This window comes from Flavobacterium sp. HBTb2-11-1, from assembly GCF_009826975.1.
Lineage (GTDB): Bacteria > Bacteroidota > Bacteroidia > Flavobacteriales > Flavobacteriaceae > Flavobacterium.
The window spans coordinates 447,906-466,929 of the sequence record NZ_WUMO01000001.1 but is presented as its reverse complement, the minus strand read 5'-3'; the positions used below and the strand labels follow the sequence as shown (position 1 = coordinate 466,929).

Below are 19,024 nucleotides of genomic sequence, written 5' to 3'. Positions count from 1 at the left end.
GTTTATAATAAGCATATTACAAGAAAAAAAGTTTGGTTTTTCATTGGGTTTTAGATAACAACAACTACACACAACAACAACTACAACACAACTAAAACCCATTGTATAATCAAAAAGGAAAAATTTATGATTCCACAAGTTTCACAAGAAATTATCGATTTAGGAGATGGAAGAAGCATCTCAATCGAAACTGGTAAATTAGCAAAACAAGCCGATGGTTCAGTTGTTGTACGTTTAGGAAACTGTATGCTTTTAGCAACTGCAGTTTCTGCAAGAACATCTAACCCAGGTGTTGACTTTTTACCATTAACGGTAGATTACCGCGAAAAATTTGCTGCTGCAGGACGTTTCCCAGGAGGATTTTTCAAAAGAGAAGCTAGGCCTAGCGACAGCGAAGTATTAACAATGAGATTAGTAGACCGTGTATTGCGTCCGCTTTTCCCAGATGATTACCATGCTGAAACTCAGGTTATGATTCAATTAATGTCTCATGATGATAATGTTATGCCAGATGCATTAGCTGGTTTAGCAGCATCTGCAGCATTAGCTGTTTCTGACATTCCATTTTACAACTTAATTTCTGAAGTGCGTGTTGCTCGTATCGATGGAAAACTAGTAATCAACCCAAGCAGAGAAGAATTAGAAAAATCTGATATCGACATGATGATCGGAGCTTCTATGGATTCTGTTGCAATGGTTGAAGGTGAGATGAAAGAAATCTCAGAAGCTGAAATGGTTGAGGCAATTAAATTTGCACACGAAGCTATTAAAGTTCAAATTGTTGCTCAACAAAAATTGAGAGCAAAATTAAGCTCTCAAGAATACAGAACTTACGAAGGTGAAGTTGAAGACGAAGCTGTTTATGCAAAAGTAAAAGCTGCTGCTTACGATAAATGCTACGCAATTGCTCAAGAAGCTTCTGGAAAAGCTGAAAGAGGCGAAAAATTCGCTGCTGTAAAAGAAGAAGCAAAAGCTTTATTTACTGAAGAAGAATATGCTGAAAATGCAGATCTTGCAGGTTTAGTTGGAAAATATTTCTACAAAACAAACAAAGAAGCGGTTCGTAACGTAATTCTTGAAAAAGGAATTCGTCTTGACGGTAGAAAAACTACAGAAATCAGACCAATCTGGTGCGAAACTGATTATTTGCCATCTGTACACGGATCTTCTTTATTTACACGTGGAGAAACTCAAGCTTTGGCGACAGTAACTTTAGGAACTTCTAAAGAAGCGAACCAAATCGATTCTCCATCTGAACAAGGCGAAGAGAAGTTCTACTTACACTATAACTTCCCTCCTTTCTCTACTGGTGAAGCAAAACCATTAAGAGGAACTTCAAGAAGAGAAGTTGGTCACGGTAACTTAGCTCAAAGAGCTTTAAAAAATATGATTCCTGCAGATTGCCCTTACACAATTCGTGTTGTTTCTGAGGTTTTAGAATCTAATGGTTCTTCTTCTATGGCAACAGTTTGTGCTGGAACAATGGCCCTTATGGATGCTGGAGTTCAAATGACAAAACCAGTTTCTGGTATTGCTATGGGATTAATTACTGATGGAGAGAAATTTGCTGTATTATCTGATATCTTAGGAGACGAAGATCACTTAGGAGATATGGACTTTAAAGTAACTGGAACAGCTGACGGTATTACAGCTTGCCAAATGGATATCAAAATCGAAGGATTACGTTATGACATTATGGAACAAGCTTTAGCGCAGGCTCGTGATGGACGTTTGCATATTTTAGGGAAATTAACTGAAACAATTGCTGCACCAAGAGCAGATGTTAAAGCTCACGCACCTAAAATCATCACGAGAACTATTCCTGGAAACTTTATTGGAGCATTAATCGGACCTGGAGGAAAAGTAATTCAAGAATTACAAAAAGCTACAGGAACTACTATTGTTATCAACGAAGTTGATGAGCAAGGAGTTGTTGAAATTTTAGGAACTGATCCAGAAGGCATCAAAACTGTTTTAGCTAAAATCGATGCTTTAACCTTCAAACCACAAGTTGGAGAAGCTTACGAAGTGAAAGTTATTAAAATGCTTGATTTTGGAGCTGTAGTTGAATATACGGCTGCACCAGGAAATGAGGTATTGCTTCACGTATCTGAATTAGCCTGGGAACGCACAGAAAATGTTGCCGATGTAGTTAAAATGGGAGATGTTTTCCAAGTGAAATACTTAGGAGTTGATCCTAAAACTAAAAAAGAAAAAGTGTCTAAAAAAGCACTTGTTCCAAGACCTCCGCGTGAGGATAAAAAAGAGTAATCAGATCTTAGTTTACTAAAGGTTTATTCATAGAAAACCCCAATTCTTTATTGAATTGGGGTTTTTAATTTAAAGGGAAATCTTTAAATTAAAAGCTTCTTTCTATTTGTTAAAGCAAAATTTTACCACAAATATATTTCTTACCTGTTTTAAGGTAATTTCATAACACTTTTATTACATTTTAACATTATACCGTGATTTTTGTAACATTTTTTTAATACTTTTGGCAACAATCAATCCAAAAACAAAAAAATCACATTTCCTTTGAAGAATTACAAAAAAAAAGCGATTTGCCTTTCGCTATTTGCAAGCCTATTAAACATATCGTATCTATTTTCACAATCATCTGAAAAATCTTCAATATACGATTACTTCGACCAAGCGGTCGGAAAAGACAATCTAAATATTAATAACGGAATAGTTCATAGCGACCCCTTTCGTCCTATTGTTGGTAAAAACAGATATTATACCGAAGAGTTTAATATTGGCGATATTAGTTTTGAGAAACAGATTTATTCTAATGTCAATCTGAAATATGACATTTTAGCCGATCAAGTTGTTTATAAACAAAATGGTCCATCAGAAAACTTACCGATTAATTTGATCAGTGAAAAAGTTGATTATTTCCTTATTAAAAACAAAAAGTTTGTAAACATAAAGCCCGATGAAGGCAAAACTTCTGTCTTTGTTAATGGTTTTTATGAAGAATATTACTTTGGTGACAACGTTTCCCTTTATATTAAGCATTCTAAAGAAAAAGTAAAGGTATTTCAGTCTGATGGCGTCTATTACAATTTCATTTATAAAATCAATTATTTCTTAAAATATAATGCCCATTTCTACAAAGTAGAATCGGAAAAAGATTTCAAGAAAATTTTCCCTGACTATAAAAAAGATATCAGCAATATTTATAAAACTGATAAAAAATTAGAACGTTCCGATAAAATGAAATTCATGGAAAATCTAACAAAACAAATCAATGGTCTTTTAAAAAAAAGTTCTAATTAAATGAAAAAAATTACTTTTATTCTATTTTTAATCGCCTTTCAACAAATAATCCATTCTCAAGTAATTAGCGATAAAATAACGGTTGAATTTAAGAATGCGAATATAAAAACTGCTATCCAAGACATCGAGAAAGTATCTTATTTCAAGTTTTATTTTGACGAAAAATGGCTTGAAAATGACAGCACTTCAATTTCGCAACAGTATAAAGAAGTTAGAATTGGCGAAGTTCTAGAAGATGTTTTGAAGAACACGAGTTTCAACTTTTACATTTCTGAGAACAAAGTTATTATTACAAACAACAGCATCATCTACAGCCAATTACCAGATGACTATTTTGGAATTCCCCTTGTAAGAGATGAAAATGGGCAAATGGTCAGTCCTATTTTTTATCAGCAATATGATTCAATTAAAAAGACCAATTCAAGAAATCCAAATAAAAACATACGAGATATTGTGTTAATTGGTAAAGAAGTAAAAAATCAGAAAAAGAAGACTTATACATTATCTGGTTTTATTCGAGGCGGAAAAAATAATGGACCTGTTGCCAATGTTTTTGTAAAAATCCTAAACACAGAATACTCTGCTACTACTGATAAAAAGGGACATTACAGCTTGCAGGTACCGGGTGGTTTAAATGTTATTGAAACAGAAACATTCTCTTACAATAAAGTAACTAAAAACATCATGGTTTATAACGATGGATCATTAAACTTTTCGTTAACCGAGGATATAAATCAGCTAGATGAAGTTTTAATCCAAACGAACAAAAGTAAAGCTGCAAAAGCAGCCATTACGGGAGTAACAACTATTGATTCTGAAGGAATTAAAAATGTACCTTTAGTACTTGGCGAGCGCGACATTCTTAAAGTGGCCTTAACAATGCCTGGAATAAAAACCGCTGGTGAAGGCTCTGCTGGTTATAATGTAAGAGGAGGTAAAGAAGATCAAAACTTATTTTTATTAGATCATGCAACTTTGTATAATCCGTCACATTTCTTTGGTTTTTTTACAGCTTTAAATCCTTATACGACTAAAAAAGTTGATATTTATAAAGGTAGTATTCCTGCAGAATTTGGAGGAAGATTATCTTCTGTTTTTGACATTACCTCTAAAACAGGAAGCTTTGATGAGTTTCAGGGAGAAGGCGGTATAGGTCCAGTAACAAGCAACTTAATGCTTTCTACTCCTGTTGTAAAAGGAAAATCTAGTTTGGTAGCAGGAGGAAGAGCAACTTACTCTGATTGGATTTTAAAAAGCCTAGACGATGAAAATCTAAAAAATAGTCAAGCTTCTTTTTATGATTTTATTTTAAAATATAATCATAAAATAAACAACAATAATGACATTGAGTCCACTCTTTATTATAGCCATGACAAATTTAGTGTATCTTCAGATTCGCTATATAAATATAGTAACCGATTAGCAACTTTAAAATGGAACCATACTTTCAACGAGAAAAATAAAGGTTCTATGATTTTTACTAACAGTGAATACAAATTCAATATTGACTATCAGTCTGAAGGCGTGAATAATTTTGATTTTGGCTATAAAATCAATGAAACTCAGGCAATGTTAAAAATGAATTATTTTTACAATGAAAAACATAAATTCAGTTATGGCCTTTCATCAAAATTATACTCTGTTGATCCAGGATATTTAAATCCAACTAATCCACAGTCTACATTGGTTCCAGTTGATGTTGAAACCGAAAAGGGATTAGAATCGGCCGTGTATATTGGAGATAGCTATAAAATAAGCGATAAATTCTTGCTTGATTTTGGTTTACGTTATTCGACTTATGCCGCTTTAGGAAAATCAACTCAGCGGATTTATGAGGAAAATGTTCCGATTAGTGATGCGACTGTAATTGACACCAAAACATACGGCAATAATGAAGTAATAAAAAGATACGGAGGATTGGAACCGAGATTTGCTGCCAGATACTTCCTTACAGATGATTTTTCGGTAAGAGCGAGTTACGACAAAACTTATCAGTATATCCATTTACTATCTAATAACACAACGCAATCTCCAACAGACATTTGGAAACTTTCTGATTTAAATGTTAAGCCAGAAAGCGCCCAACAGGTTTCTTTAGGTTTTTATAAAAATTTAAAAGGAGGCGATATCGAACTTAGTTTGGAAGGATATTATAAAAAATCTAAAAATATCTTAGACTACAAAGTTGGTGCTGAATTGTTACTAAATGAAAACATCGAAACTGAACTTTTACAAGGTGAAGGAAAAGCCTATGGTGTAGAGTTTTTAGTAAAAAAACAAGTTGGGAAACTTAATGGATGGCTTGGATATACTTATTCTAGATCCTTGATAAAATTAGATAGCCAGTTTAATGAAGAAAAAGTAAACGATGGAAAATATTTTGCCTCAAACTTTGACAAACCGCACGATTTTAGTGCTGTTTTAAACTATAAGGTTACAAAGCGTTACAGTTTTTCAAGTAACTTTACGTATCAAACCGGTAGACCCATTACCTATCCAATAGGAAAATACGATTATGGAAACGAACAATATACTCTATATAGCGATCGTAATAAATTTAGAATTCCAGATTATTTCAGACTTGACATTGGTCTGAACATAGAAGGAAATCACAAAATCAAAAAGTTAGCACATAGTTTTTGGAATATTTCTGTATATAATGTTTTGGGGCGTAATAACCCTTATTCTGTATTTTTTGTTACAAAAGAAGGACAAATAAAAGCTTACAAAACATCTATATTTTCTGTACCAATTCCAAGTATTACCTATAATTTCAAGTTTTAAAATCATGAAAAATTTTACATATAAAATATTCCTTTTCTTAATACTGACATTTGCAATCAGCAGCTGTACAGAACAATACGTATTTCAGAACACTGATTTTGAAAGTGCCTTGGTAGTTGAGGGAACGATCACAAACGAACTTAAAAATCAAACCATTAGACTTTCTCAGGTGTATCAGCTAGAAGAAAGCGGCCCGAGACTTGAAAAGGGAGCAAATGTATTTGTTTCAGACGATCAAGGAAATGAATACCAATTTGCAGAAAAAGATACGATTTACGAATCAATGACACCCTTCAAGGCTGAACCTGGAAGAAAGTACCAATTAAGAATTAGAACCAGTGCTGGGAAAAATTACATTTCTGATGAACAAGTTTTGACAACCGAAACCAAGATTGATAAACTAACAGCAACTGTTGCAAATGTAAATGGACAAAAAGGCGTACAGATAAACGTAAATGGATATGATCCAAGCAACAGTTCAAAATATTATCGATATGAATACGTAGAAACATACAAAATTGAAGCTCCATTATGGAGTCCTTTTGAAACGTCTATTGTAAATGTTCCTGCCGTTCCCGCAAATCCTGAGTTAGGAACACCAGCAGAACCAGCAAGAGAAGACATCCTTGTAAGCCTTAGAAAAAAAGAAACCAAAACCTGTTTCTCTTCAAAAAAATCCAATGAAATAATTTTGAACAACACCAACACTCTTAGCGAAGATAGAGTAAATTTTCCAGTACGATTTATCAGCAATCAAAACTATATTATCTCATATCGCTATAGTATTTTTGTAAAGCAATATATTCAAAATTTAGCCGCGCACACGTACTACAAAACCTTAAAAGATTTATCAAGTTCAGGAGGCATTCTTTCTCCAAAACAACCTGGTTTTTTCTATGGAAATATTCGATCTGTAGAAAATCCATCTGAAAAAGTAATTGGATTTTTTGAAGTCTCTGCTGTTTCATCAGAAAGAATTTTCTTCAATTATGCTGATTTATTTCCTGGTGAACCACTTCCTCCATATTATGAAAGTGATTGTGATGTCAGACAATTTGAAGATTGTTTAGGAGATCCTCCTTGTAATGGTACGCAATTACGTTCTGCTATTCTAAGCCGTTATTTAGTTCACTTATCTTCTAGCCCACCTTCTTATTCTATGGTAAAAGCGGCATGTGGAGACTGCACTTCATTTTCATCTAATATTGTTCCTCCTTTTTGGGTAGATTAATTTTTTATAAATCCATGAAACACTTTCCAATATATAATAATAGTTATATTCTAAGCAGAATTAAACATTTGGTGCTTTTGATGTTTTTATTAATTCAAAGCGCATTTATCTATGCACAGAATTCACAAAACAAAAACGATATACCAACCATTTCAACGCAAGAAACTATTTTTCTTCATTCGAACACAACTAGCTTTTTAACTGGAGAAACATTGTATTTTAAACTTTATTGCTTAAATCCTTTAAACAATAAAACCAGCCAAATAAGTAAAATTGCTTACGTTGAATTAATTGACAGTGAGAAAAAATCACTTCAAAAGAATAAAATATATCTAGATAACGGAATTGGAACTGGAGAATATTTTATTCCAACAACTTTAAAAACTGGAAATTACAAAGTCATTGCTTATACAAAATGGATGCTGAATAATCCAAATTCGCAAAAGCATGAAATAGATATTTTCATTATTAATCCTTTTCAAACTCAAGAGCCAAACGATAATATCACATTTGATCTTGTTAACCCACAAAATACTGCAACGGCAGTTCAAACTATAAATTCAAATACAGGAAATGACAAAAGAATAGATTTTGAATTTGATAAAGAAAGTTATTACACGAGAGAAAAAGTCAATTTAAAATTGAAATCTTTAACTGAAACTATTGAAAAAGGAAATTATTCGGTTTCTATTAGAAAAACAGATCAAATTCCAACTTTAAAACAGCTTACACCAGCAGAATTCGCTAAGAAATCTGCAGAAAACTATGTTAATTTTACTCCAGGGACAATTACGTATATTCCAGAAGTAAGATCCGAACTTATTACAGGTTATATCACATCAAATAGTAATCAAAATCTGGGTGACAAATCGATCGCTTTATCGTTACCTGGAAAAGAATATGTTTTAAAAATTGTAAAGACAAATGCTCAAGGAAAATTTGCGTTTTTATTGGATCAATTTCCTAATTTTTCTAATGCAATTTTACAAGTAATTGATGAGAAAAGAGCTGATTATACCGTTAATTTAGATGCTTTTCCAAAATTTGATGCTTCTTCATTACAATTTACTTCAAAACTTAATCTATCTCCAAATCTAAAAAACGATATAGAAGAAAGATCTACGGCAAGTCAAATTCAAAATGCTTACTATCAAATCAAAAAAGATAGCTTAGTTACTGAAGCAGTTATGAATCCGTTTTTTAGTACAATCGAAAAAGCTTATATTTTAGACGATTACACAAGATTTCCTACTTTAAAAGAAAATATTGTAGAAGTTCTTGTTGAACTTTATTACAGAAGAAATAACGGAAAATATGAACTTCATATTAGAAATGATCAAAAAGACCTAGAGATGTACGGGCCGCCAATGGTGCTTGTTGATGGATTATTAATTCAGGATCCTAGTGACCTTTTTGAATACAATATGGGGAATGTAAACAGAGTAAGCCTAATTTCTGAGCCTTATGTTTATGGTCCAAATCTATATGGAGGTTTGATTAGTTTTGAAACTAAAAACAATGAATTTTCAGAAAATTATGCAAAAAAATATTTGAAAACAATGGAAATTCAGCGTCCAAATCCTCAAAAAGTATATAACAATCCTGATTATGCTGCTGGAAATAAATTACAGCGAATTCCAGATTACAGATATCAATTGTTATGGAAACCTGATGTGAAATTACAAAATAAAGAAGTTCAATTGTCTTTTTATACTTCAGATATCAAAGGAAATTTTGAAGTTGTTTTGGAAGGTTTTACTGAAAATGGACAACCAATTTACGTTTCTAAAAACATTACTGTAAAATAATTATTCTTCATTTATAACATATTCTAAGCCTTGATCAAAGCATTTTTGATCAAGGCTTATTTTTTTATTCATTTTCTACGCAACCTTTTTAACTTCTTGTGACTATTATTTAGAACCGAATTTAAAAAGTCAGATTCAATGAAAAACTTTCCGAAAATAGCAACAGGGCTTCTACTATTCATTTTTATGATTTACGGATGCGAATTTCAAGACAATCCGCGTGAAGCTGTTAATTTAGAAACTGGAGAATTTGGAAAACTAATTAAAAAAGATTCCGAGTTATACAATACATTAGAAAACACAACTTCTGAAAAAACACTTGATGAAGGAGGAACATCTCCATGTGTAGAATTCATTTATCCTTTAGCTTTAAAGGTTTACGACAGCAATCAGAATCCTATTGGTGTGCAATATATAATGAGTGACAGTCAATTCAGTAAAATTCTAGAAAATCTTTCTACTGATCAATCTTTAAGTATTAGTTATCCTATTTCAACAACTTTAGCTGATAATACTGTTTATTCTGTAAATAGTAATGCGCAGCTTAATATTGCTCTTAAAAACTGTACTAGAGAAGATATTATAGCATATTGCAACGGAATTATTTCTCCGCCTTTGGATAAACCATTAGATTATTATTGGAGAGTAGCTTATTCTCAAACCAATGACAATACTTATTTAAGTGGTCGATTTTTGATAAACTCAGATGCAACTCTAGCGTTTTATTTTAATAATCAAGCATACAACGGAACATGGTTTTTCTTATTTGTCGATGATAAATTACATTTAAATATAAATTTAGATGGCGAATCTGAATTAGCTAAATATTGGAGTATTGATGGCGAAGTTGAAATGAACGACATGAACATGACCATAAAAATGTTGGATAAAAACATAAAACTAGAACTCTTATATGAGACTAAATATCCATACAAAATTGGCGATACAGGGCCCGCAAATGGAATTGTTTTTTATGACAAAGGCCAATATAGTTTTGGATGGCGTTATATAGAAGTTGCAACAAAAGATTTAAAAGATTTAGAATGGGGATGCGTGGCTTCATCTATATCAAAAGCAAGAAATAACGAAATTGGAAGCGGTTATTATAATACAGCGCAAATTGTAATTTATCATAATAATCTAACCAATTACTACACAAATCCAGCGGTCTGCAACAATTTAAATAACGGAACTCTTTTGGCGAAAGATGCTGTATTATTTAATCAAGATATTTACAGCGATTGGTTTTTACCATCATATAATGAATTAGAACTAATATATAAAAATCTATATTTAAGCAATTTAGGCAATTTTACAGATTCCGTTTATTGGAGTTCAACAGAAATTGATCAAAATGCAGTTTCGACAATTAATTTTAAGACAGGAGAAAAAACTTCTACATCAAAAATTCCAGAAAAAAGCAGTACTAAAGCTAGAGCTGTAAGATATTTTTAGTTTACCAAAAAAGATTTTTTGATTCTTATATTTAAACAATATAAAACGTTTCATTTTTGAATTTAGACCAAATCATAAAAGGCTGCATCAAGCAGAACCGGAAATCACAAGAAGAACTTTATAATCTCTATTATAAAAGTCTTTTTGTGATAAGTCTAAAATATTGTCAAAATGATTCTGAAGCCGAAGACAATCTCCATGACACTTTTATTGAGATATTCACCAGCATAAAAAACTTTAAAGCAACAGGAAGTTTTGAAGGATGGATGAAACGGATTCTAATAAATAAGGCAATAAGCAGATATAGAAATTCCTTTTTCCTCACACCAATTAAAGATGATAATATTCCTGACATAACAATCACTGATGCAGAAATGGATTATCCTATCGATTATTTGTTATCATTAATACAAGAATTGCCACATCAATATCGGTTAATTTTTAATCTCTATGAACTTGATGAATACAGCCACAAAGAAATTGCCGAAATGCTTTCTATTAGCGAAAGCACTTCAAAATCCAATTTACATAGAGCAAAGTTAATTCTAAAAGAAAAGATCACTTCAACAAAGTCATTCCATAATTATCAAGCAAACCATGGAAAATAAAAAAGAAATAGCTAAAATATTTAAAGACAAATTAGAGCTTTTGGACAAAAGTCCGAGCAATAATTTATGGGCTTCAATTGAAAGTGATTTAAACAAAAAAAGAAAAAGACGTCTTTTATTCTGGCTTATTCCGAGTCTATTATTAATGGGAATTGCAAGTTCGATTTTGGTTTTAGAATTAAATCAAAATAAACCATTGGGTTTTGAAAAAGATAAAACCGTTATCGATCAATCAGAAACAACGAATGACCAAAAACAGCCTTTCGTAATTAACAATAATACATCACAAGATTCTGTAAACAAAACAGTTTATACAACTAAACCAATCACTAAAAAAACAGTTGAAAACTCAAGCGAAACCAAAACAACAATTAAAAAAAGCCGAACAGAAAAATTAATCAAGCAATCTTCAAAATTGGTAACCACTACAGATGAATATGAAGAATATGAAGTGGTAAAAAAATATAAAGTAATCATCAGAAAAAATAAAACTGTTACAACTTCTAAAAAGCCTAATTCTATTTCAGAAAAACCAAAAAGCGCTCCAAAGAAATTAAATAGTAGTATTAAAAAAACAGCTGCAATTTCTAAAAAACCAAGTCCTAAAACAGCTTTAAAGAATCCAAAAAATAGTATTTCGAAAAATAGCATTTCAAAAAACAAAAGCAAAAACAAGAAACCGATACTTCAAAAAAGACAGAATGATTCTATTGTTTCCAAACAAAATCAGCCAATAAAAACTGAAGATTCAGAAAAAAGCAATACAAAAACTAGTACAGAAAGTTTAGAAGATTCAGACAATCCGAGAACAATTCAACAAGACAGCATTATTCCTAAAGAAGAGAAAAAAACAACTCCTAAAAGAGAATATGTTAAAAGAGAATATCCTGAGCAAAAAAGAGAAAACGAACCAGAATTTTCAGTTTCTGTTTTTTATGGACCGGCGATTTATGGTTCATTATCGGGAAAATCTACAATAAATGAGTCTTTTGATGATGTTTCAAAAAGCCATCCGATAACTTCTCATTACGGAGTTTACTTTAAAACTATGTATGGAAAATATGGTTTCAAAGCTGGTATTTCTAAAATAAATTTAAAAATATCCAATCATATAAACAGCGAATCGCCAATCAATTATGAAAATATGGTTTTGAACAATAATGATATTTATAATATTATGGACAATGATGAAGATATTCGGCTAGTGCAAAAAATATCTTATTATGAAATTCCCTTAGAATTCAATTATGCGATTAAAAAAGATGAAACTCCATACGGAATTGAAGCTTTTAGCGGATTCAGCGTATTGATTTCAGATGCGAATCAGCTTTATCTTTCTTCAAATAATTTAAAAAGCGAAGGAATTGGTTCGACTAAAAACTTAAATAAAATGAATTTATCATTTAATTTAGGAATGGGATTTTATTATAAATTAAATGATAAATTTCAATTAGATTTCAACCCGATATTTAAATATTATTTAACCACTTTTAAAGATTACAGCGCGCCAAAACCTTATAGTTTGTCGATTCAATGTGGAGTTACATATAAATTTTAAAAAAATAAATAATTATTGTAACTTTTTCGATACTCCTTACGTATAACTATTTGTACACTTTAAAAAATAGGGAGACAACAACATGAGACAACTTAAAATCACCAAGCAGGTAACTAATCGTGAAACTGCATCGTTAGATAAATATCTACAAGAAATTGGAAAAGTTGACCTAATTACCGCTGATGAAGAGGTAGAATTAGCACAAAGAATAAAGGCTGGTGATCAAAGAGCTTTAGAAAAACTAACAAAAGCCAACCTACGTTTCGTAGTATCTGTGGCTAAACAATATCAAAATCAAGGATTAACTCTTCCTGACTTAATTAATGAAGGAAACTTAGGTTTAATTAAAGCGGCTCAACGTTTTGATGAAACTCGTGGTTTCAAATTCATTTCTTACGCTGTATGGTGGATTCGTCAATCGATTCTTCAAGCTTTAGCTGAACAATCTCGTATTGTACGTTTGCCATTAAATAAAATTGGTTCTATCAACAAAATCAACAAAATGTATGCTTTATTAGAGCAATCTAATGAGCGTCCGCCTTCTGCTGAGGAAATTGCAAAAGAACTTGATATGACTGTAAACGACGTAAAAGAGTCTATGAAAAACTCTGGACGTCACCTATCAATGGATGCTCCTCTTGTTGAAGGAGAAGATTCTAACCTTTATGACGTATTACGTTCTGGCGAATCTCCAAATCCAGATAGAGAATTAATTCACGAATCTCTTCGTACTGAAATCGAACGTTCTTTAGAAACATTAACTCCGAGAGAGGCAGATGTTGTTCGTTTGTATTTTGGTCTTGGCGATCAGCACCCAATGACTCTTGAAGAAATTGGAGAAACTTTCGACCTAACTCGTGAGCGTGTTCGTCAGATTAAAGAAAAAGCAATCCGTAGATTGAAACACACTTCTAGAAGTAAAATCCTTAAAACTTACTTAGGATAATAATATTAAATTTCAATATATAAAAATCCCAAATTACAATTGGCTTGAAATTTGGTTATTTTAAATTGGAATTTTCCCGCAAACAACAGTTTGATTGACTGTTCGTTTTTTGATTGATGATTGAAACTCCGGCTGATTACCGGAGTTTTTTATTTTTATTCTTTTCGTAAATTTTCTTAACGCAAAGTTCACTAAGTTTTGTCGTTTATTTTAAAAACACACAGAGCACACAAATATTTGTATGCTTTTTATTCTTGAACAACCTTTAAAAAAGCTATGCGAACTTTGCGTAATTCTTAGCGTACTTTTGCGGTTAAACTTTATCTTTGCAATAAAACAACACACAACTCATACAATGAAAAATACACTTATTGCTCCTTCAGTTCTTGCTGCCGATTTTGGTAATCTGCAACGCGATGTCGAAATGATTAATAACAGTCAAGCTGATTGGTTTCATATCGATATTATGGATGGAGTTTTTGTTCCGAATATCTCTTTTGGAATGCCAGTTTTAGAAGCTATTTCAAAACATGCCAAAAAATATATCGATGTACATTTAATGATTATTGAACCGGATCGCTACATTAAAACTTTTGCAGATTTAGGTGCAAATGGATTGACTGTTCATTACGAAGCTTGCACACATTTACACAGAACACTGCAAGCAATTAAAGCGGAAGGAATGAAAGCAGGTGTAGCCATGAATCCGCATACTAATGTGGATTTATTGGAAGATATTATAAACGATATTGATGTAGTCTGCATTATGAGTGTAAATCCAGGATTTGGCGGACAGTCATTCATTGAAAACACTTATGACAAAGTAAAGAAACTAAAAGCGCTGATAACACGTAAGAACGCTTCAACATTAATAGAAATTGATGGCGGTGTGACCAGCAAAAATGCAAAACAATTAGTAGAAGCAGGCGCAGATGTTTTAGTTGCTGGAAGCTTTGTTTTTAAAGCTGAAAACCCAACACAAACAATCGCAGACCTAAAAGTCCTTACTACTTTTTAGGTTTTTAAGATTCGGAAAGAAATCAATTCCAGTCATTTTTTCTAAAGTTTCGATCGGAACAACAAAATCATAAATTGATTTATCACTTTTCTCGTTTGGAACCAAGAAAGCAATTGCCTTGTGCTCTTTACCATTTCTAGCTAAAACAATTTTATAGAAATACTTGGGGACAGCCACTTTTTCGGTTCCTATTTTTTCGTCTGAATCTTTTGCAATTCCGCCAGTTACGACATAAATATCATTGTATTTTCCCGCCCAATAGCGAGTTTTCTGCTCGATTCTATTCCAAATTCCGGCATTAAATTCTTTTTTTTGAGGAGAAATATTCGACGTATAAAAAGTATCATTGTATGCCTCTTTACTGAATTCCATATCTCCAGCAGGACAAAGATGCCCTTTATCATAACCTGATTTTTTATAATTTCTCCAATCAGCAGAACCTGTAGTTACTTTTGGATCTTCAATAAAATAAGGTCTTTTGTAATCATTATTTTTCAGATATTCCTTTTTCAATTCATAAGCAACCCATTCTGCTTGTTCAAATTTTTCGTTATACGAAAGTGTGTAATATTGATGTTTTACAATCTGTTTGGTTGTCGAAGTCGGGAGATAAGCAATGGTATATAAGGAATCTTTGTGAGTAGAATTCCCTTTAAAAGTAACCATTTCATTACTATTTATCTCTTTAGTATTTTTTGCGTCTTCTTTTTTACATGATAGTAATGCAAAACCAAGCAAAATCAAACCTAAATAACCTTTCATCCTTCTATTTTTTAAAAGCTAACTTACAAAAAAACGCTCCATAAATTCAAAATTTATAGAGCGTTTTTAAACAAATTAAATTCTATTCGAACTTAAGACTTCACTAGTTTATCCTTTTTCATTTTAGGATTAACTGTATTTTTTACCAAACTTTTAGTTTGTAAATCATCCAATACATTTAATGCCTCTTCTACATAAACATCTTTAGACAAAGCTTGGTGCCATGCATCTCTTTTCTCTTTTAAAGAAGCATCTGCTTTCATTTCTTCTTCTTCATAAGGAAGCGATTTAAAAATCAGATTGTTTTTGTAATCAGAAATTGGCTTATATTTTTTTCCTTCATTTTCAACTTGCTCCTGAGTTTCTTTAAAACTCTTAATATTCAAGCTGTATACATTTTCTTTATTCTTGACATCAATCCATTTTGCATTATCATCAATTAATTTGAATTGAGGATTTTGTGCAATTCTGTTTCTGCTGTTATTGATAGCTTTAGTAAAGTTTTCATTAGAAGTCCAAGTACTATAATCAGCGGGATCAATTTTATCCCAAGGCATTGCATTATCAATATCTCTCTCACCCATTTTCAAGTAAGCATAACGATCTGGCATCACAACATCACTATGAACTCCTTCTAACTGAGTAGAACCACCATTAATTCTATAAAACTTCTGCCCTGTAATTTTCAATGCTCCTAGATCACCATAATTGGCATTACGCACAAACTGATTTAAATCAAGTACATTTTGTACAGTTCCTTTTCCGTAAGTTTGTTTGCTTCCGATAATTACACCACGTTTGTAATCTTGAATGGCAGCAGCTAAAATTTCAGACGCCGAAGCAGAAAAACTGTTCACCATGATAACCAATGGACCATCCCATTCGATTTTTTTATCCTTATCGTATAAAACTTCTTTCTTTTTACCAGCAGATTTCACCTGAACAATTGGTCCGTCTTCGATAAATAAACCAGCAATATCAACAACTGTAGAAAGAGATCCTCCACCATCATCGCGAACGTCTAGAACAATACCATTAACGTTTTCTTGTTTCAATCTTTCTACTTCACGAGCAATATCTTTTCCTGCATCACGTCCGTCTTTATTTTCAAAGTCGATATAGAATTTAGGAAGATAAATTACTCCATATTTCAAGCCGTTTTTCTCAACAACACTAGATTTTGCATACGTTTCTTCAATTTCAACAACATCACGAATGATAGAAATTACTTTAATAGAACCATCAACTTTTTTAACTGTCAGTTTTACTTCAGTTCCTTTATGACCTTTAATTTTTTTCACGACATCATCCAAACGCATACCCACAACATCTACAGGTTCCTCATTTCCTTGAGCAACTTTCAAGATTAAATCACCAGCCTCAAGCTGTTTTCCTTTCCAGGCTGGACCTCCAGAAATTAACTCGTCAATTTGAGTAAAATCGTTTTTCTTAGTCAAACGAGCTCCAATACCTTCTAGTTTTCCACTAATATTTACATCAAAACGATCTTTTTCTTCTGGTGCAAAATAACTTGTATGCGGGTCAAAACGAGCCATAATCGAATTCAAATACACAGAAAACCAGTATTCTCTATTCAAATCTTTAATTACACCAAAATTATCATCTAGCGATTTTAAAGAGCTTTCGCGAGTTTCTTTTTCTAAAGTTTCAAAAGATTTCTCTTTGTAAGCTGGGTCTTTTTTCTTCTTTTCTTCTTCAATTTTTTGTTTGGTCACTAAAGAGGAAAGAGTCGATAATTTAATTTGTTTTCTCCATCTTTCATTAAGCTCCGTTAAGTTTTTTGCATACGGAATGTGCTCATAATCTGCATTAAAAGTCTCGTCAACATTATAATTAAAAGGCTGAGCTAAAATTGTTTTATAACGTTTTTTACTTTCCTCCATACGCTTCATCAACCTAGTATAAGTAAGGTTAAAGAAAGTAATATCTTTATTCAAAAATTGATCATCAAGCATTAATTCATATTGTTTGAACTCGTCAATATCTGACTGCAGGAAAAATCTTTTTGAAGGGTCTAGAGCGTCAATATAATCCTTAAAAATGCCTTTTGAAAATTCATCATTTATTTCTGCTGGACTATAATGCCCTTTTTCAATAACAAATGCTAATAATTCTAAAAGTGTCTTGTCTCTATTCGGATCTGGGTCGATTGTCCTATCGGCATTCATCTTAAATGCAAACAAGGTAAGCGATAAGCACAATACGGCTATGAGTATCTTATAATTTCTTTTCATAAACTTTATAATAGCATTCATCAATTTTTTTATCTAAGTTACGTTAAAAACTATGCCACGAGAGCTAACGCTTCGATAATTTTTTGTTAAAGATATAAAAATGTTTAATTCGCAAAAAAGTTCTTTACCTTAGTTGACAAATTTTGCAGGATTTGTGACTTATCCTGAAGAATCTGTGATTAAATTTGTTTTTAAAATCTTACAATTGTTAAAATTACACATAATATTTATTAAATGAAAGCTGAGAAACCACTAATATTAGTAACTAACGATGATGGTATTTTGGCTCCTGGAATTAGAGCCCTTATCAGTGTCATGGAAACCATAGGCGATGTCATCGTTGTTGCACCAGACAAACCTCAAAGCGCAATGGGGCACGCCATCACAGTCAACAATACCTTATTTATAGATAAAATTTCGAAAGACGATGACACAATTGCAGAATACAGCTGTTCTGGAACTCCTGTGGATTGTGTAAAATTGGCAGTAAACGAAATCTTAAAACGCAAACCAGATTTATGCGTTTCAGGAATCAACCATGGATCAAATTCGTCTATCAATGTCATTTATTCTGGAACTATGAGTGCAGCTGTCGAAGCTGGAATAGAAGGCATTCAGGCAATAGGATTCTCTCTTTTAGATTTTGATTGGAACGCTGATTTTGAGCCGATCAAATCTTTTGTAAAAAAAATTGCTTTAGAAACTCTGGCTAATAAACTGCCTCCAGGAGTAGTTTTAAACGTCAACTTTCCAAAATTAAAAGAATCTGAAATTAAAGGAATTAAAGTTTGTCGTCAAGCGAAAGCTTATTATGCGCAGAAATTTGACAAAAGACAAACTCCCTTCGGAAAAGATTATTACTGGCTTGCGGGCAAATTTGTAAACGAAGACAAAGGCGAAGATACCGACGAATGGGCTTTGGCAAACGGATATATTTCAGTGGTTCCGGTACAATTTGACTTGACTGCCCATCACTCTATTCAGCAACTTAATACTTGGAAATTAAATGACTAAAGAAATACTAATCGGTTTTTTAATCGGAATTTTTACGGCTCTTCTAGGAAGCTATCTGTTCATTACATTTTTTACCACATTTGATATTTCATCAGGATTTAAAATGATTCGAGAATACGGATATCTCGGAAAAATAATTACCATAGGAACACTTTTAGACCTTGGTGTATTTGCTATTCTTTTAAAAAGAAACAAAGAATACATGGCTCGAGGTGTGATTTTAGCCGTGATTGTATTGGCAATTTCGACATTAGTTATTTAAATCTTATCTTTGCGAGGTTAGCGCTTTCGCGGATTTACAACTTA

14 protein-coding genes are annotated in these 19,024 nt (G+C 32.1%); 12 read left to right on the top strand and 2 right to left on the bottom strand.

Annotated elements, in window-relative coordinates; genetic code table 11:
- The first annotated feature begins 126 nt into the window (after positions 1-126).
- From GR162_RS02120 to rpe, 10 genes are all read left to right on the top strand, one after another.
- Positions 127-2,271, top strand: a complete 2,145-nt coding sequence (locus tag GR162_RS02120) for a polyribonucleotide nucleotidyltransferase (protein WP_160780811.1) — start codon at positions 127-129, stop codon at positions 2,269-2,271.
- Between the two features lie 264 nt (positions 2,272-2,535).
- The gene (locus tag GR162_RS02115; protein WP_160780810.1) at positions 2,536-3,279 is read left to right on the top strand and encodes a hypothetical protein; all 744 of its coding nucleotides are present in this window, start codon (positions 2,536-2,538) and stop codon (positions 3,277-3,279) included.
- Positions 3,280-6,063, top strand: a complete 2,784-nt coding sequence (locus GR162_RS02110; RefSeq protein WP_160780809.1) for a TonB-dependent receptor domain-containing protein — start codon at positions 3,280-3,282, stop codon at positions 6,061-6,063.
- Between the two features lie 4 nt (positions 6,064-6,067).
- Positions 6,068-7,294: a DUF4249 domain-containing protein gene (locus GR162_RS02105; RefSeq protein ID WP_160780808.1), complete on the top strand. Its 1,227-nt coding sequence runs from the start codon at positions 6,068-6,070 to the stop codon at positions 7,292-7,294.
- A gap of 14 nt (positions 7,295-7,308) precedes the next feature.
- On the top strand, positions 7,309-9,102 hold the full coding sequence (locus tag GR162_RS02100; protein WP_160780807.1) for a hypothetical protein: 1,794 nt from the start codon (positions 7,309-7,311) through the stop codon (positions 9,100-9,102).
- Positions 9,103-9,240: 138 nt separating this feature from the next.
- The gene (locus GR162_RS02095) at positions 9,241-10,557 is read left to right on the top strand and encodes a DUF1566 domain-containing protein (RefSeq protein WP_160780806.1); all 1,317 of its coding nucleotides are present in this window, start codon (positions 9,241-9,243) and stop codon (positions 10,555-10,557) included.
- 56 nt (positions 10,558-10,613) lie between these two features.
- Positions 10,614-11,165: an RNA polymerase sigma factor gene (locus tag GR162_RS02090; protein WP_160780805.1), complete on the top strand. Its 552-nt coding sequence runs from the start codon at positions 10,614-10,616 to the stop codon at positions 11,163-11,165.
- A complete protein-coding gene (locus tag GR162_RS02085; protein WP_160780804.1) occupies positions 11,155-12,723 on the top strand; it encodes a hypothetical protein in 1,569 nt (522 codons plus the stop codon). The genes GR162_RS02090 and GR162_RS02085 overlap by 11 nt, the downstream gene beginning before the upstream one ends.
- Positions 12,724-12,805: 82 nt before the next feature.
- Positions 12,806-13,669 carry an RNA polymerase sigma factor RpoD/SigA gene (locus tag GR162_RS02080; RefSeq protein WP_007804760.1) on the top strand — a complete coding sequence of 288 codons (864 nt, stop codon included), beginning with the start codon at positions 12,806-12,808 and terminating at the stop codon, positions 13,667-13,669.
- Between the two features lie 355 nt (positions 13,670-14,024).
- Positions 14,025-14,687, top strand: coding sequence for a ribulose-phosphate 3-epimerase (gene rpe / locus GR162_RS02075; protein WP_160780803.1), 663 nt, complete (start codon positions 14,025-14,027; stop codon positions 14,685-14,687).
- On the opposite strand, the gene GR162_RS02070 is transcribed toward rpe, so the two are convergent.
- Together GR162_RS02070 and GR162_RS02065 are read right to left on the bottom strand one after the other, a co-directional pair.
- Positions 14,664-15,353: a DNA/RNA non-specific endonuclease gene (locus GR162_RS02070; protein ID WP_370516227.1), complete on the bottom strand. Its 690-nt coding sequence runs from the start codon at positions 15,351-15,353 to the stop codon at positions 14,664-14,666. The two genes, rpe and GR162_RS02070, sit on opposite strands and share 24 nt — an antisense overlap.
- Positions 15,354-15,541: 188 nt before the next feature.
- Complete coding sequence (locus tag GR162_RS02065) at positions 15,542-17,725, bottom strand: carboxy terminal-processing peptidase (protein ID WP_160780801.1); 2,184 nt, start codon at positions 17,723-17,725, stop codon at positions 15,542-15,544.
- A gap of 213 nt (positions 17,726-17,938) precedes the next feature.
- On the opposite strand from GR162_RS02065, the gene surE reads away from it, so the two are divergent.
- Together surE and GR162_RS02055 are read left to right on the top strand one after the other, a co-directional pair.
- On the top strand, positions 17,939-18,718 hold the full coding sequence (gene surE / locus GR162_RS02060; RefSeq protein WP_008466485.1) for a 5'/3'-nucleotidase SurE: 780 nt from the start codon (positions 17,939-17,941) through the stop codon (positions 18,716-18,718).
- On the top strand, positions 18,711-18,980 hold the full coding sequence (locus GR162_RS02055) for a hypothetical protein (RefSeq protein WP_008466484.1): 270 nt from the start codon (positions 18,711-18,713) through the stop codon (positions 18,978-18,980). The genes surE and GR162_RS02055 overlap by 8 nt, the downstream gene beginning before the upstream one ends.
- The last annotated feature ends 44 nt before the right edge of the window (positions 18,981-19,024 follow it).